Here is a 17,439-nt window from a genome sequence, read left to right as displayed (position 1 = left end):
CGATGGCGGGCGGCAGGGTGGCCGGTGCGGCACCGGCGGTCTCGCGGGCGGTCCTGTTCGGCGAGTGCCTGCTGACCGGGGTGCTCACGCTGGCCGCGGGCCTGGCGCTGGTCACCCTTCCCGCGGCGCTGGCGGCCGGGAGCGCGCATGTGCGCGCCCACACCGACGGGGAAGGCGGCACCGGCGTCGCCGACTTCGGCGGCCGACTGCGCGCGGCCTGGGCCGGCTCCTGGACGACGGGGCTGGCGGGTACCGCGCTGGCGGCCGTGCTCGCGGCCGACACGCTGATCGTGGCCGCCTTCGCCCCGCCCGGGGGAGCGGCGGTTCTGGCCGGCTGCGCCGGCGCGGGCACCGGAGCCGGGGTGCTCCTCCTGCGCATGGCGGCGGCGTGGCGGCCCGGTGGCGCCTGGCGCGGCGCGCTGCGCGCGGCACTGGCGCGGTCGGCGGCCGATCCGGCGGGATCGGCCCTGCTCGTGGCGGCGCTGGCCGTCGCAGCGGCGGTGACCTGGGCGGTGCCGCCGGCGCTGGTGCCGCTAGCGGGCTGCCTCCTGCTCGCCGCGGTGGTCGTGGACAAGCGCGGACGAGGGTGACCTCCGCGCGCCCGCTGCGGCCGAGGGGCCGCCTCCGGGGCCGCCGCGCGCGGCCGCGCCGTATCCGTTCGACATAGGGGGCGTATGCGGGCGTACCGCTGCGGAGCGCTGAAGACCCGCGACGCGTTGTCCTAGGGTGGAGGGCGTAGCCGACGCCGGAATGTGGAGCTTATGACCGACCAGCAGCGAGCCGCCGAGACCGCCGATTCCAGCGGCGGCCGGCCCGAAACCGCGGCGGACGCCGAAAGCGCTCCGCGGCCCCCGTCGGCGCGCCGCGAGCGGGCCTCTGAAGAGGAGGGGCCCGCAGCACCGTCCGGGCCCGAGGACGGCCGGGCCGACCCCGGCGACGACGGCGGCGGCTCGCGCAAAGAGGTCTCCGAGCAGACCGTCGAGGCCGTGGTCCGCGCGCAGCTGTCCAAGGCGCTGGGCGGAAAGCGCGGCATGGTCGAGACCGCCGTGCCCACGCTCGCCTTCACCCTGTCGTATCTGGCCGTCGAGGACCTGCGGCTGGCCCTCGGGCTCGGCTTCGCCCTGGCGATCGGCCTGGGGGCCGTCCGCCTGGCGCAGCGGTCCTCGGTGCAGTTCGTGGTCAACAGCCTCTTCGGGATGGGCATCGCCGCCTTCTTCGCGCTGCGCAGCGGCGAAGCCGAGGACTTCGCGCTGCCCGGCATCATCTACAACGCCGTCTACGCGGTTGTGCTCACCCTGACGATCCTGGTCCGCTGGCCGGCCATGGGCCTGCTGATCGGCGCGGTCACCGGCGACGTCGGCGCCTGGCGCGCCAACCCCGCCGTCGTCCGGCTCAGCTCGCGGCTGACCTGGCTGCTAGTGGCGCCGTGCTTGGTGCGCGTGGCCGTGCAGCTGCCGCTGTGGGCCTCCGAGCACTACGGGGTGGCCAGCACGTTCGCGCTGCTGGGCATCGCCAAGGTCGCCATGGGCTGGCCGCTGCAGGTGGCCGCGTTTGGGGCCATGGTGTGGCTGCTGGCGCGCGGACGCACCCCGGTCGACACCGGTACCGGGACCGCCGACGCCGGGACCGCTGAGACGCCCGCAGCCGGCGACACCGGCTCCCCGGCGACACCGCCGAGCGGCCCCCGCCCCGCCGACTAGCCGGATCGCTGCTGGGAAGTCAGGCACAGCACCGTCGATCTTGTAGCCATCGCAAATGGAAATCGCTTCCTTCTCGATGGCGACAAGATCGACGGGTTCGGGCGCTGTGGCCCGGCGATCAGCCGGTTCCCCCGGACTCCAGCAGGGCGCCCAGCTCCTCGACCGACGCGGCGCTGCTGAGGAAGACGAGCTCGTCGCCGCCGCGCAGCGGCGTCTGCGGGTCGGGCGTGTGCACCCGTCCCTCGCGCACCATGGCCACCAGCACGATGCCCTCCGGCAGAGCGGGCGCCAGCCCGCCCAGCGGCCTCCCGGCGTGCGGGGAGTCCTGGGGCAGCGTGAACTCCAGCAGGTCGGTCTCGGGCAGCGACAGCGCGCTCAGCGCCTCCGCGGGGTCCTCGCCGTCCTCGGCCTCCTCCACCAGCGCCGCCATCATCCGCGGGGGTGAAACGGCGACGTCGACCCCCCACGCCTCGGTGAACAGCCACTCGTTGCGCGGGTCGTTGATGCGCGCGATGACCCGACCGACGCCGAACTCGGTCTTGGCCAGCAGCGACACCACCAGGTTGACCTTGTCGTCGCCGCTGGCCGCCACCACGGCGTCGAAGTCGTCCAGCCGTGCGTCCTCCAGCGAGGCCAGCTCGCAGGCGTCGGCCAGCAGCCACTCGGCCCGCGGCAGCTCGTCCACCCCGATGGAGCGGGAGTCGCGGTCGATGAGCAGCACCTCGTGTCCGCTCTCGCTCAGCTCGGCGGCGATGGAGCGCCCGACGCTGCCCGCACCCGCGATGGCGACGCGCATCCTAGTCTCCCTGCCTGTCGTCGGCGCCCTCGCCGAGGCGCGCCTGGATCCGGTCGATGTCGGCGGAGCGGGTCAGCACGTGCAGTACGTCGCCCGCCTGCAGCGTCTCGTCGCCCCGGGGCAGCAGGATGTGCCCGGCTCGCACCAGGTAGGCCACACGCAGCGGGAACGCGCCCTCCAACTGCTCGACCCGGCGGCCCACCCACGACGGCGCCAGCGGCGCCTCGGTCATCACCAGGCTGCCCGAAGGGTCGCGCCACAGGGGACCGACGTCCAGGCCGGGGGATCCGGGCACCAGGCGGCGCAGGATGGTGCCGGCGGTCCAGTGCACGGTGCCCACCGTGGGGATGCCGAGCCGCTGGTAGACGGCGGCGCGGCGGGGGTCGTAGATGCGGGCCACGACGTTCTCGACGCCGAACGTCTCGCGCGCGACCCGCGCGGTGATGATGTTGGAGTTGTCGCCGCTGCTGACCGCCGCGAAGGCGGAGGCATTCTCGATGCCGGCCGCCACGAGCACGTCGCGGTCCTGGCCGGCGCCGCGCACGGCGGCCTTGGCGGTGGCCGACCGCAGTCTGCGGAACGCGTCGGCGGCCTGGTCGATCACGGCGACCGTGTGGCCCATGTCCTCCAGTGTGTGCGCGAGCGTGGACCCCACCCGCCCGCATCCCAAGATCACGATGTGCACTGCCAACTCGCTCCTGCTCTAGCTCACGGGTCGGGCACGGCCGCCGCCCGGCCCCTGGGCGACGGTATACCCATCGCGCGGCCCGCGGGCGCCGCGGCCGCGCGCGTCCTGCGGCTGCTGAGGCCCCGTGCGGTGCGCACGCTCGGCTAGAGTGTCCCGAAGATGGGCGGTGGCGTGGGGGGTCACCCGCGCGAAGCCCGAACTCACCCGTCATCCACCCGTCTCTCCCGGAGGTCGTCTGCGTTGAGCCCTGCCCGAAATCAGAACGCCGCCATGCGCGCCTCCGCGTCCGGCCTCGCCGGAACCGAACTGGAGCTGCGCGTCGACGGCGTCGCCCACGGCGGGTGGTGCGTGGCGCGCCACGACGAGCGCGTCGTCTTCGTACGCCACACTCTGCCCGGCGAGCTGGTGCGCGCGCGGATCACCGAGGAGACCTCGCGGTTCCTGCGCGCCGACGCCGTCGAGGTGCTTGAGGCCTCGCCCGACCGCGTCGAGGCGCCCTGCCCGTTCGCCGGGCCCGGCAGGTGCGGCGGCTGCGACTGGCAGCACGCGTCGCTGGAGGCCCAGCGCAGGCTCAAGGGGCGGGTCGTCTCCGAGCAGCTGAGCCGCATCGCCAAGATCGACCGCGACGTCGAGGTGGAGGAGCTGCCCGGCGCCCCCGACGGCCTGGGCTGGCGGACCCGGGTGCGCTTCGCCGTCGACTCCTCGGGCCGGGCGGGGCTGCGCCGCCACCGCTCCCACGAGATCGAGCCGATCGACCGCTGCCGCATCGCCCACCCCCGCGTCGACGCGCTCGGTGTCGCCGAGCTGGAGTGGCCCAAGGTGCGCGAGGTCGAGGCGGTGGCCTCGGCCGGCACGCGCGACACCGCGCTGGTGGTCACCCCCGAGGGCGCCAAGCTGCCCCCGCTGCCCGAGCCCAAGGCGTCCGCGGCGCTGCTGCGGCGGTTCCGCAACGGCCGCGTGCAGCAGGTGCGCGGGCGCCGCCACATCCGCGAGAACGCGGGCGGGCGCGAGTTCCGCGTCAGCGCCGCCGGGTTCTGGCAGGTGCACACGTCGGCGGCGGAGGTGCTTTCCGGCGCGGTCGCCGAGGCGCTGGAGCCCCAGCCGGGAGAGACCGGGCTGGACCTCTACTGCGGCGCTGGACTGTTCACCGCCGCGCTGGCCGAGTCGGTGGGGCCCGAGGGGCGCGTCATGGGTGTCGAGAGCGACGCCGAGGCCGTGCGCGACGCCCGGCACAACTTGCGCGACATGCCCTGGGCCCGCGTCGAGCACGCCGACACCGCAGCGCAGCTGCGCGAGTGGGTGGACATGCGTGTGGATTTCGCCGTGCTGGACCCGCCGCGCACCGGCGCGGGACCGGTCGTCGCGCGGCAGCTCTCGGAGCTGCGCAACCGCAGGGTGGCCTATGTCTCCTGCGACCCGGCGACGCTGGCCCGCGACCTGGCGGCGTTCGTGGAGGAGGGCTACGAGCTGACCGAGCTGCGCGCGTTCGACTCGTTCCCCATGACCCACCACGTGGAGATCCTTGCGATGCTGGTCAGAGACTAGATTCAAGCCTCTATTCACATGTCGTGCGTCAATCGTGCGTCACGGAGTCTATCCCACCCGGCCTCGATGGCGCCATGGGCGTCCGGGGCCAGGTGGGCGTAGCGCTGCGTCGTCTGCGCGTTCTCATGGCCCAGCAGCTTCTGGACGTCATACAGCGGCACCCCGTTCTGCACCAGCCAGGACGCACACGTGTGGCGGCAGTCGTGAGGGTGATAGTAGGGGACCGCGCCGATCTGGTCGTCCGCCGGGCGCGTCGCGTTCTCCTCGGCGATCCGGGTGTTGGCCGCGTCGATCGCCTGGTACCACCTCACCCGCCAGTTCGCCCCCGACAGCGGGCGCGCCCCCCGCACGGTCACGAACACGTAGTCGTCCGGAGAGCGGCCGACCATCAGGGGCGCCATGTCGTCGAGCACGTACCGCTCCACCGGAACCTCCCGGCGCGACCGCTTCGATTTCGGGTGGTCCTTCCACTTGCCCTGCTGCGTCAAAGTGCCATGGATTGTGGCCCGCCCCCGCAGCCAGTCCACCGCCGTGCCCCGCAGCCCGGCCGCCTCGCCCCACCGCAGCCCGGACATCACCATCAGCTCCGTCATGACCGCATGCCCCTGCGGAAGCTCGGCCTGGATGCGGTCGATCTGATCGCGGGTGAACCACGCCGGCGCCTTCGGGGACGTGTCCGGCAGGTCGATGTCACGTACCGGGGTCGCGGCGATGATGCCCTCGGTGACCGCGTCGCCCATCACTGACACGAACAGGTTGAACGAGCGGCGGATCGCGTAGGCACCCACGCCCCGCTGCTCCATGTCGCGCACCCACGCCTGCACGTCGAGGCGGCGGATCTTGCGCAGGGGCCAGTTCCCCCATTGGGGGAGGATGTGGTTGCGGAAGCAGCCGCCGTCTCCACGCTCGGTCTCCTCGGAGTCCACGACGCGGGCGTCCCACCACTTCTCCTGCCATTCGCGGAACAAAATCTTCTGAGTGGCAGGGTCGATCCACTCGTCGCGGGAGAGTTCGTTCTCCTTGGCCGTGGCCCACTTCTTCACAACGGACTTGAGCGGGTCGGTCTTGGTGTAGCGGGGGCGGTCGTGCCCGTGCCCGGGCCCCCAGACGGTGGCCTGCCACTTCCCGGAGGGGAGTTTGCGGATGTAGGCCACGGCGGCTCCTCGGGGTCGGGGTCTCCTATTGTGCCCGGATCTGGTGTCAGCGGGGGAGAGGCCGCGCACATGACTGGGCCCCCTGTCCCTCCCAGGCAGGGGGCCCGCGGTGTCGTCAGGCTCCGGGCCAGCGGAGCCGTGGCGGGATGATCCGCCGCTGTACGGGCAGCCACAGCCACGGCTGGAGGGCGCCGAGCGGGTCGCGGCGGACGTGGTCGAGGGTGACGTGCCAGGCTCCGTAGCCGTCGAGCCATGCCCTCAGGTGCGGGTCGGGCAGTACGGCGACGACATGGCGGCAGATGTCGGCGGCGTAGAGCCCGGTATGACCGGTGATACAGACACCGGATGATCCGATCCAGTCGATGCGGACTGGGTCGCGGTCGGGGTCGGTCAGGTGGTCGGCGTCGACCCAGAGGTCGACGTGCTGGTCGGATTCAGGGAAGCGCGGCTGCGCATGCACGCCGGTGTGCAATGTTTTCCCCCTCGGTCGGGTTTCGGCTGAGCCCTTGCCCCCGGGGGGAGTTCGGGGGATTGGGGCACTCAGAGTAACCCTGCGGCAAAGGTGGCATCTAGTGGGGCTTGGGGGATTTTCGCGGGTAACCGGCATACGCGCAGGTCGCGGCGCCCACATCCGGCACATAGAAAACCGCTGGTGACGGGCGTCCCCAGCGGTCCACGGGCGGTGACTCTATGTGTCTGTCGGGTGGGTGGTCTAGGGGTTTCGCGCGTCCTCCGGGGTGTCCAGAATCCGGCCCCCGTAGGCCTTCGCGAGCTGATCCCGGAAGATCTTGGCGACCTCCAGCGGATCACGCTCCGGATCCATGCCCTTAGAGGACTCGATGTAGTCCGCCGGGTCCTCGGGTGAGGTCCACCGGTAGGTGTAGCGGATCGCCGGCGACCCCGGGAGGGATGGGTCCTGCGGCTCCCACCTCAACTCCTCATTCGGGCGCAGCATCGGAGCGCCCTTGATGTGACCCCTGCTGTCCTCGGCGGCAGTACCTGCGAAGTCGGCCGTGCCGCTGTCGGGCTCCAGCGTCTCGGCGCGGCCCTCAAGTAGGTCGGTGATGGCGCCGGCGCGCAGCCGGTAGGCGTGCTCGATCTCAGCGAGCTTGGCCGGCCGAAAGTTGGTGCGCCGCGCGTGCTCGATGTCGTAGATGAGCCGGTAGTTGAGGCGGGTGGAGTCGGCGAAGCGCCGGGCGTTTGAGTCGATCCGCCCGCGCTGCTGCACGAGCAGTTCGGCGAGCCTCTCCCACACCTGTTGTGTCGGGGACATCGGTCGCTCCTTGGTTACCGAGTGCTGTCGTGCCATTACCTGAGTCTGATGGAGACACACAGAGACTGCAAGCACAGTGTAGACCCCGGCAAGGTAAGCCTTTTGTGGCACCCCGGACAGTATGTCCGTCTCTGAGACAGCCCTGCACAGTACTCCGCTTCGCTCAATTCCTCTCAACTGCAACCGCATACAGCCTTGCGCCAACTCACGTTGTCTCATACTGTCTCTATATGCCCAAGACCACGACAGTCCGCGCGAACGGCGCCGCGATCCAGGCGCTGCGAGAGAAGGACGGCTACAGCCTCGCCGAGCTGTCGCGGCGCGCCGGACTCCGATCGCACACACACCTGATGTACATCGAGCGCGGCGAGAAGCCGGTGTCGGTGCGCACCCTCAACCGGATCGCCCAGGCGCTGGCCGTGCCCGCCGCGGCGATCCTCCTCGACCCCATCGGCGACGAAGCTCCCGACGCCGAGGAGGTGGCGTCATGACCCCCGCGCAGGCGCACCGGGAGCTGTACACGATCGCTGAGGCCGCCGCCGAGCTGCGGGTCTCCAAGCGCACCGTCTACCGCATGGTCGCGGCCGGCGAGTTCCCGCGCCTGGTGAACGTGGCGCGCAAGGGGGCGAAGAAGACGCGGACGCGCATCCGCCACGAGGACTTGGTCCGCCACATCGACCGCAACACGCGGTCCATCGCCTGACCGCATGAAGACGGCGCCCTGCCGGAGGCCACCGACAGGACGCCAGAGGCCCCAATCAGGAATCCACGAAGGAGAGATGAGGCCCCAATGAGTATTGTCCACGATCTCGGACCGCTCGGCGCCACCAAGGCGACCAAGCTGGTGACGACCCCCGGCGACTGCTACGTCGACGACGAGAACGGCGACCACGGCTACCCGATCATCGTGATCCGCGACCGGCGCGGCGACGTGCTGCAGGTCAACGAGCTGGGTGACGCGGACCCCGCGGATCAGCGCGAGGTGGCGATGGCCATGTCGGCCGCGTGGGAGAAGGTCGCGGAGCGCTACGCCGAGCTGGAGGTTCGCGCGGGGGGTGGCCGGTGATGGCTACCCCGACCCGCCCGGATTTCGCCGCCCGCATCCGCGACGCCATCTCCCAGGTGCCCGCCGACGCGCTCTCCGCCCACGACGACAAGATCCTCTCCTGGCTCGCCGGGTGGGACGACGACGTGGTCGACGGGGTGTGCTCGCTGCTGCGGCTCGCGTCGATCTACACCAACCCCGCGCCCGCACCCCGCCAGGGGCTGCGCAGTGCGCACTTCTCGTACCACGTGGCCGCCCCCGCCGGCGTGGACGCGCGCGCCTCCGAAGGGCTGCCGTCGTACATGGCGGTCGGCGAGAACCCCCAGGACGGCCCGTTCTGGCATTGCCGCCGCCACTGCCACACCCATCACGGGCTGGTGGATGTGGCGCTGGAGCGGCGCGGCGCCGACGACCACGTGGCCACGTTCCACGGGGGTGACGCGCGATGACCCCGACCGTGTTCCTCGCACTCGCCGCGCTGTCCGCGTCGGCTGACTGCCCGCGCTGTATCGGCGGTACCCGCGTGGACGGCTCACCGTGCCCGACGTGTGTCGGCACCGGCACGGTCCACGCCCCGGACCTGGGGGTGCGCCATGGGTGACCTGTACGCCTACACCGCGATGGCGGGGATCGGTGTGATCGGCCTGATCCTGCCGACGCTCACCTTCCTGCTGACCCGCGCCTGGTACGTGGGCTCGCTGGAGGACCGCGACGCCCAGATCAAGCGCCTGGACCAGCACCTCAAGGCCGCCGACCAGATCATCGCGGCGGCCGAGCGCAAGGGCTTCATCCGCGGCGACCACGGCACCCGCGAGGGGAGGCACGAGCCCCGATGATCCGCACCCTGCTCAACCTGATCAAACTCTGGCTCGGTGGCCTGACCGGCCGCACCACCCACGACGCCACCCCCAACGACCTGGCCCGCCTGGTCGCCACGCTCCGCCAGGCCTGCGACGACGCCGACACGGCCCTGGCCGAGGCCGACGCCGCCGGGTGGGTGCCGCGCCGCTCCGCCCGGGTGCTGGCCGCGGTGGGGATCTGCCGGCAGACGTCGGAGTCGCTGGTGCTGGCCGCCCGCGCGGTGGACCGCCGCGCCGTGGCGATGGACGCCCTGGCCAAGCGGCTGCGCGACGCGAGCCCCGCCGACTTCATGGAGGAGCGATGAGCCACGACGGGTACCGCCGCGACTCCGACCCCGCCGACCCCCTCGATCTGTTCGAGCAGGCCCGCCGGCTGGAGGTCGAGGCCCGCCAGCACTACGTCGAGATGACCGACGGCGAGGCCACCTACCGGGCGGCGCTGGCCCGCACGGAGGCGCTGATCGGGACCGCGGAGCTGATCCAGCAGCGCATCAGCGAGGTCTACGGCGAGCTGCGGGCGCACGCCGCGGCCTGCGAAGCCGCCTCGCCCACCGACTTCATGGAGGACCACCAGTGACCACCCCGAAGCATGCGAACGACGACGGCGAGAACGGCCGCTACTACACCGACCCGCGCTCGGGCGACCTGCTCATCAGTGTCACGAACGCGCTGCAGCAGCTCGCGAAGCCCGCGCTGGCGCCGGCCGCCGCGACGGAGACGGTCAAGTACATGATGGCCAACCTCGACCAGGCGGCCGGCGCCATGGCCGACCCGTTCGAGCGCGCCCAGTTCGAGAAGGCCGCGCGCGCCGCCTACCGGGACCTGTGGGACACCAAGGCGCACCTGGGCACTCGGGTGCACCACCTGGCCGAGTCCCACGTGCTGGACCGGCCCGCGGCTCCGGACCCCGAGGCCGAGCCGTTCGTCGACCAGTACCGGCGGTTCCTGGCCGAGGCCGGGATCGACATCCTCCGCGACGTGGAGGCCGCCGAGGTCACCGTCCTCAACCGCACCCTGGGCTACGGCGGCACCGCGGACCTGTGGGTGCACCTGCGCCAACCCCCCGAATCGTGGGGGGTCGAGCCGGGGCTGTGGCTGATCGACGCCAAGACCAGCCTGACCAAGCTCCCCTCGGTGGTCTACGCCGAGTATCCGCTGCAGCTGGCCGCGCTGCGCTACGCCGAGACCGCGCTGGACGCCCTCGACGGCGAGCACCCGGTGCCGGAGTTCGTCGGCACCGCGGTGCTGAACCTGCGGGCGGACCGGTACGGGTTCGTGCCGCTGCCCGGCGACGAGCAGGCGTTCGAGGCGTTCACGCACATCACCGCAACGTCCCGCTACGTCCACGCCCTCGACCTCAAGCCCTACAAGCCGGTCAACGACTGGAAGTACAAGCCCGGCCAGAAGAAGGCCAAGGCCTCGGAGGTGGCCGCCTGATGAAGATCCTCACCATCGACCGGCAGGTCCGCGAGCTGGGCCGGTTGCGCACCGGCTACACCGAACGCAACCGCCCCGTGAAGTCCAAGACGTGGATCTTCACCAGCCCGTCCGAGGAGTTCGTTGCCGCCGCGGCGGAGCTGTGGGGCGGCACCCCCGAGCGGTGGAAGCCGCTGGGTAACGGCGGCGAGCAGTACCGGGTCATCACCACGGCCTCGGCGATCGACTGCCTGCTGCCCGAGGGCGACAACGTCCTGTCGTCGGCTTATGAGATGTGGTCGCGGGGCGGCGCGCAGCGCCGCTGCGACGGCGTCCAGGACAAGCTCTCCGGGAAGCCGTGCCTGTGCACCCAGGAGTTCGGCGAGGAGTTCTACAACACGGCTCCCAAGGAGCAGGTGTGCAAGGCCACCACCCGCCTCAAGGTGATCTTGCCGGGGATGCCCGACATCGGGACCTACCGGGTGGAGACCCACTCCTACTACGCCACCTCCGAGATCGGCGGCACCTACGACCTGCTGCGCAATGCGCAGCCGACCGGTGTGCTGCCGGTGCGGGTCTCCATCGAGCAGCGCTCGCGGGTGGCGGCCGGGCAGACGAAGCACTTCCCGGTCGTGACGATGGGCCTGATCGGCGCCACCTCCGGTGAGGTGCTGCGGGGGTCCATCCCGAACTTCACCCCGGCCGGTCAGGTGTCGCCGGGCTCCGGGGCGCAGGTGGGTTCGGGGGAGAAGGCCGCGGCGATCGGGGCCGGCCGGACCGAGCCCGATGAGGACGTCCCGCCGATCGGCCAGGAGCAGTTGAAGGCGTTGGCGATCGCGTCCAAGCGGGCGGGGTTCGGCGACGAGCAGCACGACGAGCTGATGGCGGGCATCTCCCACATCATCGGCCGCGAGGTGTCCTCTCGCACGGAGCTGACGGCCGCGGAGGCGGGGCCGGTCATCGAGGTGCTGAAGCAGCGCGCCGCGGCCGCCCGCCAGCAGGCCGCGACACCCGCCCCGGAGGAGGGCGAGCCGATGGTCACTGATCAGCAGCGGCAGCGCATCGCCGACCTCGCGCAGCAGATGGGCCTGTCGCTGCCGAAGGGCGCGCTGGAGTACGCCTCCCGGGTGCTGGGGCGGCCGGTGGGCGACCCACGCGAGCTGGCGGTGACCGAGGCTGACGCGGTCATCGCGTCCATGGTCTCCGACTGCGACGCCGCTGAGGCGGCCCGCGACGGAGAGGACGCGTCGTGATCGCCCGCCTGTTTGGCCGCCGCCCCGTGCGGGCGGCGGCCCCCGCCGAGGTGCCGCTGTCTCCGGGCGAGATCCACGCCGCGATCTCCGAGGCGTCGCTCCACCTCGACCAGGCCGGCGGTGACCTGTACAGGGCCGCGCACGCGGCGCTGGACACCTACTGGGACACCTTCGACCCCGCCGACCGCACGGCCGCGCACGAGCGGATCAGCGACCTCATCAAGGAGCTGGGGCGCACCCAGTCCGCGCTCGCACGCACCCGCCGGGGAGGTGCCTCATGAGGCGCATCCTGCAGCCGCTGCTTACCGCACGGGACTGGGTGCTGCCGGAGGCCGCGGCCCCGCCGCAGCCGGAAGACCGGCCGGCCGGTGTGATCCACATGCGCGGGCGCCCGACCCGCACCGCCAGCCCCGAACCCGAGGTCCGCCCGTGCGGCGCATGCGGCACCTCCCAGGCAGGCCACGGCGTCCGCTACGCCGACCAGATCGGCCACCACGAATGGATGCCCCGGAAATGGGGGTGGCGGTGATGGACGACACCACGGCCGAGTGGGTGCGCGCCACCGCGTGGACACCGCGGATGCGGCGCCAACACGACGCCCTGCCCGGCCCAACGCACCTGTGCGGGTGCCAGCTCGGGCAGACGGGGCACTGCGAGGCGGGGCGCCACGACCGCTGCCAGGGCGGAAGCGGTGATCTGAAACCCGAGGCGTATGTGACCGACGCGAACGCTGACGTCCTGTACTGGCCTACCCCCCGCCGGGCGCCGGTGGAGCTGTGGTTGGCGCCGGTCAGGTGCCGGTGGCTGTGCCCGTGCGACTGCCACCAGCGCCCCGCGACCGAGCCGGTGCGCAAACCCGAGCGGGCGCGGCTACCGCGCCGCAGCCCCGTGCGCGCCCCGGTGTGCGCGGAGCAGCCCGCCCTTTTCTGAGGCCACCCCTGGAACGCGCCGCCCGGGACTGCGGGGGCCCGGGCGGCGCACACCCGCCAACCCCCGCCGCACACGAAAGGACACCTGATGCCCGAGATCAAGCTCAACTCCAAGCTCCCAAAGGACTCCGCCGAAGCCGTCGCGCTCTACGCCAACCAGATGTTCGAGAAGTTCGGCGCCTCCGACGACGGCGACGAGCACCCCGGCGAATGGGTCGCTGTCGTCCGCTTCACGTCCGGCAAGCGGTCCGAGGAGATCAAGACCGAGGACGACATGGACTACGTCGCCCGCGAGGTCCGCCTGAACATCGCCGACCTGGAGATCGTCACCGGCCCCCACAAGAAGCTCGCCGAGCAGGCGCTGACCGAGGCCCGCCGCCAGCGGTTGACCGCCGGGACGCTGATCGACGGCGCGTTCGGGGGTGGCCAGTGACCGCCACCGAGACTGGCCGCACGGTGACCGTGGCCTTGCCGCGGCTGCCGCGGCTGAACTCCAACCAGCGGATGCACTGGTCGGTGTGGCGCCGCCGCACCCGCCTGATCCGCGAAACCGCCGCCTGGGTCACCACGTCGCTGCGCGAGGCCCCGATGGAGCGCGCCCAGATCACCGCGGTCATCCACCCCAAGACCAACGCGCGCTTCGACCCGCACAACCTCCAGCCGACGGTGAAGGCCGCGATCGACGGGATCGTCGACGCCCGGCTGCTGGCCGATGACGACTCGAAGCGGGTCGTGTCCGTGGCGTTCGTCGCCGGCGAGAAGGACCCCGCCGGGCCGCGCATCGACCTGATCGTGACGGAGGTCGTGTGATGGCCCGCCTGATCGTGTGCGTGCGCTGCGGACACGCCCGCCCTCACGCCTGCCGGCAGCTGTGCGCGACCTGCGAAACCCACGAGCGCGCCCGCCGGCGGGTGCACCGGTGGCCCGCCGCGCTCACCGAGGCCGAGCTGTACGCCCTGGCGATCGGCCCGAAGGAGGACCGGGTCCGCGCCTACGCCTCGGCGCGCGCAGCCGGCATGACCCCGCCTGAGGCGGCGCGCCGCATCGGCGTGTCACCGGCCACGGCGACTGATTACGAGAGGAGTGCAGCATGACCGGCTACCGCGCCCACGAGCCCGGCACCGCGAACCTGGCCGCTCGGTCCCGGTGGGACTGGGCACAGCACGCCGCCTGCCAGGGCGAGTCCCTGGAGCTGTTCTTCGGCCCCGACGGGGAGCGGCTGCCTCAGCGTGAGGTCCGCGAGGAGAAGGCCAAGGCCATCTGCCAGCAGCAGTGCCCGGTCCGCACCGAGTGCCTCGAATACGCCATCGCCAAGCCGGAGAAGTACGGGACCTGGGCTGGCCTCAACGAGGACGAGCGCGCGTCCCTCCGCCGCTCCCGCATGCGCCGCGGCGAGTTGGCGTCCCGGCCGCAGACGTGCGCCTACGGGCACCCCCGCACCGAGGCCAATACCCGCACCGACAAGCACGGGTACCGCCGCTGCCTGCCCTGCTACCAGCAGGGGTCCCGCCGCACCGGGCACCGGGGGGCCGCCGCATGAGCGCCCCCGACTGCCGCCACCGCGACTGCGCGGAGCCCGTCCAAACCCGCGGCTACTGCGAATCCCACTACCGCAAACGCCTGCGCATGGGCCTGTGCGGGTGGCGCGACGCCGCCCCCGCCCGCGCCCACATACGGCGGCTGCGCGACCTCGGCTGGACCTGGCAGCAAATCGGTGAGGCCGCCGGCCTGTCCACGTGGGTGCCGCTGCGCGTGGCCACCGACGGGCCAGGACGCCACGTCCGCGCCGACACCGAGAAAGCGCTGCTGAGCGTGCCGCCGGAGCCGCGCGGATCGCACCGCGGCACCGATTCCGCGGGCACCCGCCGCCGCGTGCAGGCGCTGGCGTGGATGGGCTGGCCCGCCGCGGAGGTGGCGCGGCGGGCCGGGGTGAATCCGCGGTCGTTGCAGGCCCTCATGCAGCCGTCGCGGCGCTTGAGCTTCGACTTGGCCGCCCGCGTCGCCCGGGCCTATGAGGAGTTGTGCATGGCCCCCGGCCCCTCGAAGGTCGCCGCGGGGAAGGCGCGGCAGCTCGGGTTCCTGCCGCCGCTGGCTTGGGACGCCGACCTCATCGACCTGCCCGAGGACGAGTTGTCTGCCGAGCTGGATCGGCGGGTGAAGGCGATGGGCGACGCGGAGTTGGGCCGGTGCGCCCGCGCGCGGGCCGAGGGTGACCCGTCGCCGCTGATCGTCGCTGGGGCGCGGGAGCACAAGCGCCGCCGCTACGCGAGGGAGCGGGCACGGTCGCAGAGCCGCATGTCCGCGCACGAGCGGGCGGCTTGAGGACGCCCCGCCGGGGTCTGGCCGGCGGGGCGCACACCCACACAACCACAGGAGGACACATGGAACTCACGCCCGATCAGCGCCAGCAGCTCATCGACCAGGGATGGACCCCGCCCGTCGACGTCGCCGGGATGCTCGCCGCCGAGCAGGCCGACTACGCCCGCACCGGCCGCGCGCTGGGACACGGCGAGGGCGACACCACCCCGGTCTACCTGCTGGTGCAGGAGCGCACGGACGTCGTGTTCGCGATCGAGCGCGGCACCTACGAGGGCGCCGTGGGCGAGGACGGCGACGGCGAGGCCGAGCTGCTGGACGACCGCCCCGACGACTACCGGACCACCACCTACACGGTGCTGGACGCCTGACCCGACGAGCCGCCCGGGGCCAACCGCCCCGGGCGCAGGAGGTGCCTGTGGGCACACGAAACGCCCGGCGCGCAGGCCGGGGGAGAGGGCGGGGGCCGAACTACCGGCCCTCGCCTCGCGGCGCCTTCGGGCCTTCTCGGCGCAGCTTCGCGATGTACTCGCGCGACCAGTCCACCGACCGGGCGATCCGTGAATTCGGCTCGCCGCGCTCGATGGCTTCGGTGATCGCCCGCATGAGGCGCTCGCGGACCTGGTCGTATTCGTCGCGGAGTTCCCGCAGCTCGCGGATCTCGTCTCGTGCCATGACTGCCATGCTGTCACGTCCTTTGTGCGGACCTCTAAGCGGAACTAAGTTGACAGTCGCACGAGGGCGGGCTAATGTCAACTTAGAGCGCAACAGAGTTGACAAGGAGCACCACATGTCCCACGACCAGCCGCCCGCCGAGGTCGACGCCTACATCCACCAGGTCGCCCGCCACCTCCGCGAGCTGGGCCTGCACGGCGACGTCCGCGTCGACTCCCCCGAAGAGGCCGCCGACCTCGGCCGCCAATGGGGCCAGGTCGTCATCCCCAGCCGCCACGGCATGTCCGGGAACGTGTGGCTCGTCTGGTCCGACGGGCCCGGCGGCCCCGACCACCAGTGCGGCCCCGGGTGGTGCGTGTGGACGTTCACCTGGTGCGTCGCCGCGCTGCGCCCCGCCGGGCTGCGCCACCCCGACCCGCGGGCGGTGGCTGAGGCCGCCTACCCCCACATCGTCCCCCGCGTCCCCCCGCGCCCCTGAGGAGTCCTGATGCCCGAGCCCACCCCGGTGCCGCTGCTGGACGCGCTGACGCCGCACCTGTGCCCCGACTGCGACCACTACTGCGACCCCGACTTCCCCCCTGCCCCGGGGACGGTCGAGCTGCCGCTGTCCCACGCCCAGCGCGAGCTGATCCTGGGCGCGCTGCGGGACCGCATCGCGGCGGGCGGCACGCACGGGGAGCTGCTGGATCTCGCCGAGACCTTTGAGGCCTTCCAAGGCCTGACCTGACCGGTGGTTGCCGCTGCCGCCCGCGGGGCGGTGGCGGGAGCACCCGACACACCTGGAGGAGCACATGGACACCAGCGACGCCTACGAGCACGGCCTCTCCGACGGCCAGTGGGGCGGACAGTCCCTCTACCCCGAGTCCCTGCCCCCCGAGCAGCGCGCCGCCTACGAGAGCGGCCTGACGGACGGAGCGCAGAAGTGACCGCCGCCCGCCCCGACCTCGACGCCATAGCCGCCCGCGAACAGGCCGCCACCCCCGGGCCGTGGGCCTACGACGGCCGAACCCTGTGGGGTCGCGACGAATACGGTCCGATCAAGGCCGAGACCCCTGCCGACCGCACGTTCATCAGCCACGCCCGCGCCGACGTGCCCGCCCTGCTGGCCGAGAACGCGGACACCTGCCGCACCCTGCGCACCCTGCTCGCCGATCCGGGCGATGACCTCAGCGGGGCCGACCTCGGCGAACTCCTGGAGATCGCGCAGGCCACCATCGGCGGCCTCCAGGTGCGCGCGGACACCAACCGGGCGTGGGCGGAGGACTATCGCGCTCAGCGGGACCAGCTCCGGGAGCAGCTCGAAGCGGGCTCGGACTACGACGCGCTGCTCCGCGACGAGACGGACGCCCGCATCGCCGCCGCCCGCCGCGAAGAGCGCGAGAGGTGCGCGAAGGCAGTGGCCGAAGCCGATCAGCTTCGGCCGTCAACGTTCCCCGCGATCATCCGCGCCCTGCCCGACGAGGACACCCCCACCACCGAGGAGGGCTGATGGCCACCTACAACCTCACGTTCGTCCTCCCCGCCGACCTGGTCGTCACCGTCACCGCCGACGACGTCACCACCGCCGCCGAAACCGTCGAGATCCCCCGCCTCTGCCACCAGTGCGCCGGGTGGGGACAGCGCCACGAACTCGAACTCGGCGAAGAAATGCACCTGGTGTCCGCTCTCGACCTGGACACCGATACCGACCTGGAGATCGAGCCCGAAGGCCCCTCCGCTGAGGTTCAGCGGCTCCGCGCCCGCGTGGCCGAACTCGAAGCCCAGCTCTCCCAGAACACCGCCTGACAGC

32 protein-coding genes are annotated in these 17,439 nt (G+C 72.4%); 26 read left to right on the top strand and 6 right to left on the bottom strand.

Annotation, left to right across the window (positions count from 1 at the left end; translation table 11 throughout):
• The first annotated feature begins 2 nt into the window (after nucleotides 1-2).
• Nucleotides 3-590 (top strand): hypothetical protein, encoded by a 588-nt coding sequence (locus tag RM446_RS12690; protein WP_311545459.1) that lies wholly within the window; start codon nucleotides 3-5, stop codon nucleotides 588-590.
• A 171-nt stretch (nucleotides 591-761) separates the two neighbouring features.
• Nucleotides 762-1,700: a DUF3159 domain-containing protein gene (locus RM446_RS12685; RefSeq protein ID WP_311545458.1), complete on the top strand. Its 939-nt coding sequence runs from the start codon at nucleotides 762-764 to the stop codon at nucleotides 1,698-1,700.
• Between the two features lie 118 nt (nucleotides 1,701-1,818).
• Here the strand turns inward: RM446_RS12685 and RM446_RS12680 are convergent, their stop codons facing one another.
• The gene (locus RM446_RS12680; protein ID WP_311545457.1) at nucleotides 1,819-2,496 is read right to left on the bottom strand and encodes a potassium channel family protein; all 678 of its coding nucleotides are present in this window, start codon (nucleotides 2,494-2,496) and stop codon (nucleotides 1,819-1,821) included.
• 1 nt (nucleotide 2,497) lies between these two features.
• Entirely contained in the window at nucleotides 2,498-3,181 is a 684-nt protein-coding gene (locus tag RM446_RS12675; RefSeq protein WP_311545456.1) for a potassium channel family protein, read from the bottom strand.
• A 273-nt stretch (nucleotides 3,182-3,454) separates the two neighbouring features.
• Here RM446_RS12675 and RM446_RS12670 point away from each other — a divergent pair, with 273 nt between their 5' ends.
• Nucleotides 3,455-4,729 carry a class I SAM-dependent RNA methyltransferase gene (locus RM446_RS12670; RefSeq protein ID WP_311545455.1) on the top strand — a complete coding sequence of 425 codons (1,275 nt, stop codon included), beginning with the start codon at nucleotides 3,455-3,457 and terminating at the stop codon, nucleotides 4,727-4,729.
• Between the two features lie 14 nt (nucleotides 4,730-4,743).
• Here the strand turns inward: RM446_RS12670 and RM446_RS12665 are convergent, their stop codons facing one another.
• From RM446_RS12665 to RM446_RS12655, 3 genes are all read right to left on the bottom strand, one after another.
• Nucleotides 4,744-5,883 carry a tyrosine-type recombinase/integrase gene (locus RM446_RS12665; protein ID WP_311545454.1) on the bottom strand — a complete coding sequence of 380 codons (1,140 nt, stop codon included), beginning with the start codon at nucleotides 5,881-5,883 and terminating at the stop codon, nucleotides 4,744-4,746.
• Nucleotides 5,884-5,998: 115 nt separating this feature from the next.
• Entirely contained in the window at nucleotides 5,999-6,343 is a 345-nt protein-coding gene (locus RM446_RS12660) for a hypothetical protein (RefSeq protein ID WP_311545453.1), read from the bottom strand.
• 252 nt (nucleotides 6,344-6,595) lie between these two features.
• Nucleotides 6,596-7,156, bottom strand: a complete 561-nt coding sequence (locus RM446_RS12655) for a hypothetical protein (RefSeq protein WP_311545452.1) — start codon at nucleotides 7,154-7,156, stop codon at nucleotides 6,596-6,598.
• 230 nt (nucleotides 7,157-7,386) lie between these two features.
• On the opposite strand from RM446_RS12655, the gene RM446_RS12650 reads away from it, so the two are divergent.
• The 18 genes from RM446_RS12650 to RM446_RS12565 all read left to right on the top strand — a co-directional run bounded on the left by RM446_RS12650 (nucleotide 7,387) and on the right by RM446_RS12565 (nucleotide 15,346).
• Nucleotides 7,387-7,647: a helix-turn-helix domain-containing protein gene (locus RM446_RS12650; RefSeq protein ID WP_311545451.1), complete on the top strand. Its 261-nt coding sequence runs from the start codon at nucleotides 7,387-7,389 to the stop codon at nucleotides 7,645-7,647.
• Nucleotides 7,644-7,859 carry a helix-turn-helix domain-containing protein gene (locus RM446_RS12645; protein ID WP_311545450.1) on the top strand — a complete coding sequence of 72 codons (216 nt, stop codon included), beginning with the start codon at nucleotides 7,644-7,646 and terminating at the stop codon, nucleotides 7,857-7,859. Before RM446_RS12650 ends, RM446_RS12645 begins: the two co-directional genes overlap by 4 nt.
• Nucleotides 7,860-7,946: 87 nt before the next feature.
• Nucleotides 7,947-8,222 carry a hypothetical protein gene (locus RM446_RS12640; protein ID WP_311545449.1) on the top strand — a complete coding sequence of 92 codons (276 nt, stop codon included), beginning with the start codon at nucleotides 7,947-7,949 and terminating at the stop codon, nucleotides 8,220-8,222.
• Nucleotides 8,222-8,650, top strand: a complete 429-nt coding sequence (locus tag RM446_RS12635; protein WP_311545448.1) for a hypothetical protein — start codon at nucleotides 8,222-8,224, stop codon at nucleotides 8,648-8,650. The genes RM446_RS12640 and RM446_RS12635 overlap by 1 nt, the downstream gene beginning before the upstream one ends.
• 144 nt (nucleotides 8,651-8,794) lie before the next feature.
• The gene (locus tag RM446_RS12630; protein ID WP_311545447.1) at nucleotides 8,795-9,037 is read left to right on the top strand and encodes a hypothetical protein; all 243 of its coding nucleotides are present in this window, start codon (nucleotides 8,795-8,797) and stop codon (nucleotides 9,035-9,037) included.
• On the top strand, nucleotides 9,034-9,366 hold the full coding sequence (locus RM446_RS12625; protein WP_311545446.1) for a hypothetical protein: 333 nt from the start codon (nucleotides 9,034-9,036) through the stop codon (nucleotides 9,364-9,366). The genes RM446_RS12630 and RM446_RS12625 overlap by 4 nt, the downstream gene beginning before the upstream one ends.
• Nucleotides 9,363-9,638 (top strand): hypothetical protein, encoded by a 276-nt coding sequence (locus RM446_RS12620; RefSeq protein WP_311545445.1) that lies wholly within the window; start codon nucleotides 9,363-9,365, stop codon nucleotides 9,636-9,638. Before RM446_RS12625 ends, RM446_RS12620 begins: the two co-directional genes overlap by 4 nt.
• On the top strand, nucleotides 9,635-10,498 hold the full coding sequence (locus RM446_RS12615; RefSeq protein WP_311545444.1) for a hypothetical protein: 864 nt from the start codon (nucleotides 9,635-9,637) through the stop codon (nucleotides 10,496-10,498). Before RM446_RS12620 ends, RM446_RS12615 begins: the two co-directional genes overlap by 4 nt.
• On the top strand, nucleotides 10,498-11,730 hold the full coding sequence (locus tag RM446_RS12610) for a recombination directionality factor (protein WP_311545442.1): 1,233 nt from the start codon (nucleotides 10,498-10,500) through the stop codon (nucleotides 11,728-11,730). The genes RM446_RS12615 and RM446_RS12610 overlap by 1 nt, the downstream gene beginning before the upstream one ends.
• Nucleotides 11,727-12,011, top strand: coding sequence for a hypothetical protein (locus RM446_RS12605; protein ID WP_311545441.1), 285 nt, complete (start codon nucleotides 11,727-11,729; stop codon nucleotides 12,009-12,011). Before RM446_RS12610 ends, RM446_RS12605 begins: the two co-directional genes overlap by 4 nt.
• Nucleotides 12,008-12,259, top strand: a complete 252-nt coding sequence (locus RM446_RS12600) for a hypothetical protein (RefSeq protein WP_311545440.1) — start codon at nucleotides 12,008-12,010, stop codon at nucleotides 12,257-12,259. The genes RM446_RS12605 and RM446_RS12600 overlap by 4 nt, the downstream gene beginning before the upstream one ends.
• Nucleotides 12,259-12,660 (top strand): DUF6248 family natural product biosynthesis protein, encoded by a 402-nt coding sequence (locus tag RM446_RS12595; RefSeq protein WP_311545439.1) that lies wholly within the window; start codon nucleotides 12,259-12,261, stop codon nucleotides 12,658-12,660. The genes RM446_RS12600 and RM446_RS12595 overlap by 1 nt, the downstream gene beginning before the upstream one ends.
• 87 nt (nucleotides 12,661-12,747) lie before the next feature.
• Entirely contained in the window at nucleotides 12,748-13,092 is a 345-nt protein-coding gene (locus RM446_RS12590; RefSeq protein WP_311545438.1) for a hypothetical protein, read from the top strand.
• Nucleotides 13,089-13,469, top strand: coding sequence for a hypothetical protein (locus tag RM446_RS12585; protein WP_311545437.1), 381 nt, complete (start codon nucleotides 13,089-13,091; stop codon nucleotides 13,467-13,469). Before RM446_RS12590 ends, RM446_RS12585 begins: the two co-directional genes overlap by 4 nt.
• Nucleotides 13,469-13,753 carry a hypothetical protein gene (locus RM446_RS12580; protein WP_311545436.1) on the top strand — a complete coding sequence of 95 codons (285 nt, stop codon included), beginning with the start codon at nucleotides 13,469-13,471 and terminating at the stop codon, nucleotides 13,751-13,753. The genes RM446_RS12585 and RM446_RS12580 overlap by 1 nt, the downstream gene beginning before the upstream one ends.
• Nucleotides 13,750-14,199, top strand: coding sequence for a WhiB family transcriptional regulator (locus tag RM446_RS12575; RefSeq protein WP_311545435.1), 450 nt, complete (start codon nucleotides 13,750-13,752; stop codon nucleotides 14,197-14,199). Before RM446_RS12580 ends, RM446_RS12575 begins: the two co-directional genes overlap by 4 nt.
• The gene (locus RM446_RS12570) at nucleotides 14,196-14,981 is read left to right on the top strand and encodes a hypothetical protein (protein ID WP_311545434.1); all 786 of its coding nucleotides are present in this window, start codon (nucleotides 14,196-14,198) and stop codon (nucleotides 14,979-14,981) included. Before RM446_RS12575 ends, RM446_RS12570 begins: the two co-directional genes overlap by 4 nt.
• A gap of 59 nt (nucleotides 14,982-15,040) precedes the next feature.
• On the top strand, nucleotides 15,041-15,346 hold the full coding sequence (locus RM446_RS12565) for a hypothetical protein (protein WP_311545433.1): 306 nt from the start codon (nucleotides 15,041-15,043) through the stop codon (nucleotides 15,344-15,346).
• Nucleotides 15,347-15,446: 100 nt separating this feature from the next.
• Here RM446_RS12565 and RM446_RS12560 read toward each other — a convergent pair whose 3' ends face one another.
• Nucleotides 15,447-15,659: a hypothetical protein gene (locus tag RM446_RS12560; protein ID WP_311545432.1), complete on the bottom strand. Its 213-nt coding sequence runs from the start codon at nucleotides 15,657-15,659 to the stop codon at nucleotides 15,447-15,449.
• 106 nt (nucleotides 15,660-15,765) lie between these two features.
• Here RM446_RS12560 and RM446_RS12555 point away from each other — a divergent pair, with 106 nt between their 5' ends.
• From RM446_RS12555 to RM446_RS12535, 5 genes are all read left to right on the top strand, one after another.
• Nucleotides 15,766-16,128, top strand: a complete 363-nt coding sequence (locus tag RM446_RS12555; protein WP_311545431.1) for a hypothetical protein — start codon at nucleotides 15,766-15,768, stop codon at nucleotides 16,126-16,128.
• 9 nt (nucleotides 16,129-16,137) lie between these two features.
• Nucleotides 16,138-16,377, top strand: a complete 240-nt coding sequence (locus tag RM446_RS12550) for a hypothetical protein (protein ID WP_311545430.1) — start codon at nucleotides 16,138-16,140, stop codon at nucleotides 16,375-16,377.
• 64 nt (nucleotides 16,378-16,441) lie between these two features.
• Complete coding sequence (locus tag RM446_RS12545; protein WP_311545429.1) at nucleotides 16,442-16,576, top strand: hypothetical protein; 135 nt, start codon at nucleotides 16,442-16,444, stop codon at nucleotides 16,574-16,576.
• Nucleotides 16,573-17,139, top strand: a complete 567-nt coding sequence (locus tag RM446_RS12540; protein WP_311545428.1) for a hypothetical protein — start codon at nucleotides 16,573-16,575, stop codon at nucleotides 17,137-17,139. The genes RM446_RS12545 and RM446_RS12540 overlap by 4 nt, the downstream gene beginning before the upstream one ends.
• The gene (locus RM446_RS12535; RefSeq protein ID WP_311545427.1) at nucleotides 17,139-17,435 is read left to right on the top strand and encodes a hypothetical protein; all 297 of its coding nucleotides are present in this window, start codon (nucleotides 17,139-17,141) and stop codon (nucleotides 17,433-17,435) included. The genes RM446_RS12540 and RM446_RS12535 overlap by 1 nt, the downstream gene beginning before the upstream one ends.
• Nucleotides 17,436-17,439: the final 4 nt, after the last annotated feature.

Origin of the sequence: Streptomonospora wellingtoniae (assembly GCF_031845375.1) — a bacterium.
Taxonomy (GTDB): Bacteria; Actinomycetota; Actinomycetes; order Streptosporangiales; family Streptosporangiaceae; genus Streptomonospora; species Streptomonospora wellingtoniae.
The sequence above is the reverse complement of the archived record's forward strand: the minus strand, read 5'-3'. Positions and strand labels throughout refer to the sequence as shown.

Excerpts from the sequence above, each read along its gene's own strand:
- RM446_RS12560 (WP_311545432.1), bottom strand. The coding sequence starts at position 15,659 with ATGGCAGTCATGGCACGAGACGAGATCCGCGAGCTGCGGGAACTCCGC.
- RM446_RS12535 (WP_311545427.1), top strand. The coding sequence starts at position 17,139 with ATGGCCACCTACAACCTCACGTTCGTCCTCCCCGCCGACCTGGTCGTC.
- RM446_RS12565 (WP_311545433.1), top strand. The coding sequence starts at position 15,041 with ATGGAACTCACGCCCGATCAGCGCCAGCAGCTCATCGACCAGGGATGG.
- RM446_RS12590 (WP_311545438.1), top strand. The coding sequence starts at position 12,748 with ATGCCCGAGATCAAGCTCAACTCCAAGCTCCCAAAGGACTCCGCCGAA.
- RM446_RS12625 (WP_311545446.1), top strand. The coding sequence starts at position 9,034 with ATGATCCGCACCCTGCTCAACCTGATCAAACTCTGGCTCGGTGGCCTG.
- RM446_RS12680 (WP_311545457.1), bottom strand. The coding sequence starts at position 2,496 with ATGCGCGTCGCCATCGCGGGTGCGGGCAGCGTCGGGCGCTCCATCGCC.
- RM446_RS12550 (WP_311545430.1), top strand. The coding sequence starts at position 16,138 with ATGCCCGAGCCCACCCCGGTGCCGCTGCTGGACGCGCTGACGCCGCAC.
- RM446_RS12630 (WP_311545447.1), top strand. The coding sequence starts at position 8,795 with ATGGGTGACCTGTACGCCTACACCGCGATGGCGGGGATCGGTGTGATC.
- RM446_RS12545 (WP_311545429.1), top strand. The coding sequence starts at position 16,442 with ATGGACACCAGCGACGCCTACGAGCACGGCCTCTCCGACGGCCAGTGG.
- RM446_RS12640 (WP_311545449.1), top strand. The coding sequence starts at position 7,947 with ATGAGTATTGTCCACGATCTCGGACCGCTCGGCGCCACCAAGGCGACC.
- RM446_RS12655 (WP_311545452.1), bottom strand. The coding sequence starts at position 7,156 with ATGTCCCCGACACAACAGGTGTGGGAGAGGCTCGCCGAACTGCTCGTG.
- RM446_RS12580 (WP_311545436.1), top strand. The coding sequence starts at position 13,469 with ATGGCCCGCCTGATCGTGTGCGTGCGCTGCGGACACGCCCGCCCTCAC.
- RM446_RS12610 (WP_311545442.1), top strand. The coding sequence starts at position 10,498 with ATGAAGATCCTCACCATCGACCGGCAGGTCCGCGAGCTGGGCCGGTTG.
- RM446_RS12685 (WP_311545458.1), top strand. The coding sequence starts at position 762 with ATGACCGACCAGCAGCGAGCCGCCGAGACCGCCGATTCCAGCGGCGGC.
- RM446_RS12600 (WP_311545440.1), top strand. The coding sequence starts at position 12,008 with ATGAGGCGCATCCTGCAGCCGCTGCTTACCGCACGGGACTGGGTGCTG.
- RM446_RS12650 (WP_311545451.1), top strand. The coding sequence starts at position 7,387 with ATGCCCAAGACCACGACAGTCCGCGCGAACGGCGCCGCGATCCAGGCG.
- RM446_RS12575 (WP_311545435.1), top strand. The coding sequence starts at position 13,750 with ATGACCGGCTACCGCGCCCACGAGCCCGGCACCGCGAACCTGGCCGCT.
- RM446_RS12690 (WP_311545459.1), top strand. The coding sequence starts at position 3 with ATGGCGGGCGGCAGGGTGGCCGGTGCGGCACCGGCGGTCTCGCGGGCG.
- RM446_RS12555 (WP_311545431.1), top strand. The coding sequence starts at position 15,766 with ATGTCCCACGACCAGCCGCCCGCCGAGGTCGACGCCTACATCCACCAG.
- RM446_RS12595 (WP_311545439.1), top strand. The coding sequence starts at position 12,259 with ATGGACGACACCACGGCCGAGTGGGTGCGCGCCACCGCGTGGACACCG.
- RM446_RS12670 (WP_311545455.1), top strand. The coding sequence starts at position 3,455 with ATGCGCGCCTCCGCGTCCGGCCTCGCCGGAACCGAACTGGAGCTGCGC.
- RM446_RS12645 (WP_311545450.1), top strand. The coding sequence starts at position 7,644 with ATGACCCCCGCGCAGGCGCACCGGGAGCTGTACACGATCGCTGAGGCC.
- RM446_RS12620 (WP_311545445.1), top strand. The coding sequence starts at position 9,363 with ATGAGCCACGACGGGTACCGCCGCGACTCCGACCCCGCCGACCCCCTC.
- RM446_RS12635 (WP_311545448.1), top strand. The coding sequence starts at position 8,222 with ATGGCTACCCCGACCCGCCCGGATTTCGCCGCCCGCATCCGCGACGCC.
- RM446_RS12570 (WP_311545434.1), top strand. The coding sequence starts at position 14,196 with ATGAGCGCCCCCGACTGCCGCCACCGCGACTGCGCGGAGCCCGTCCAA.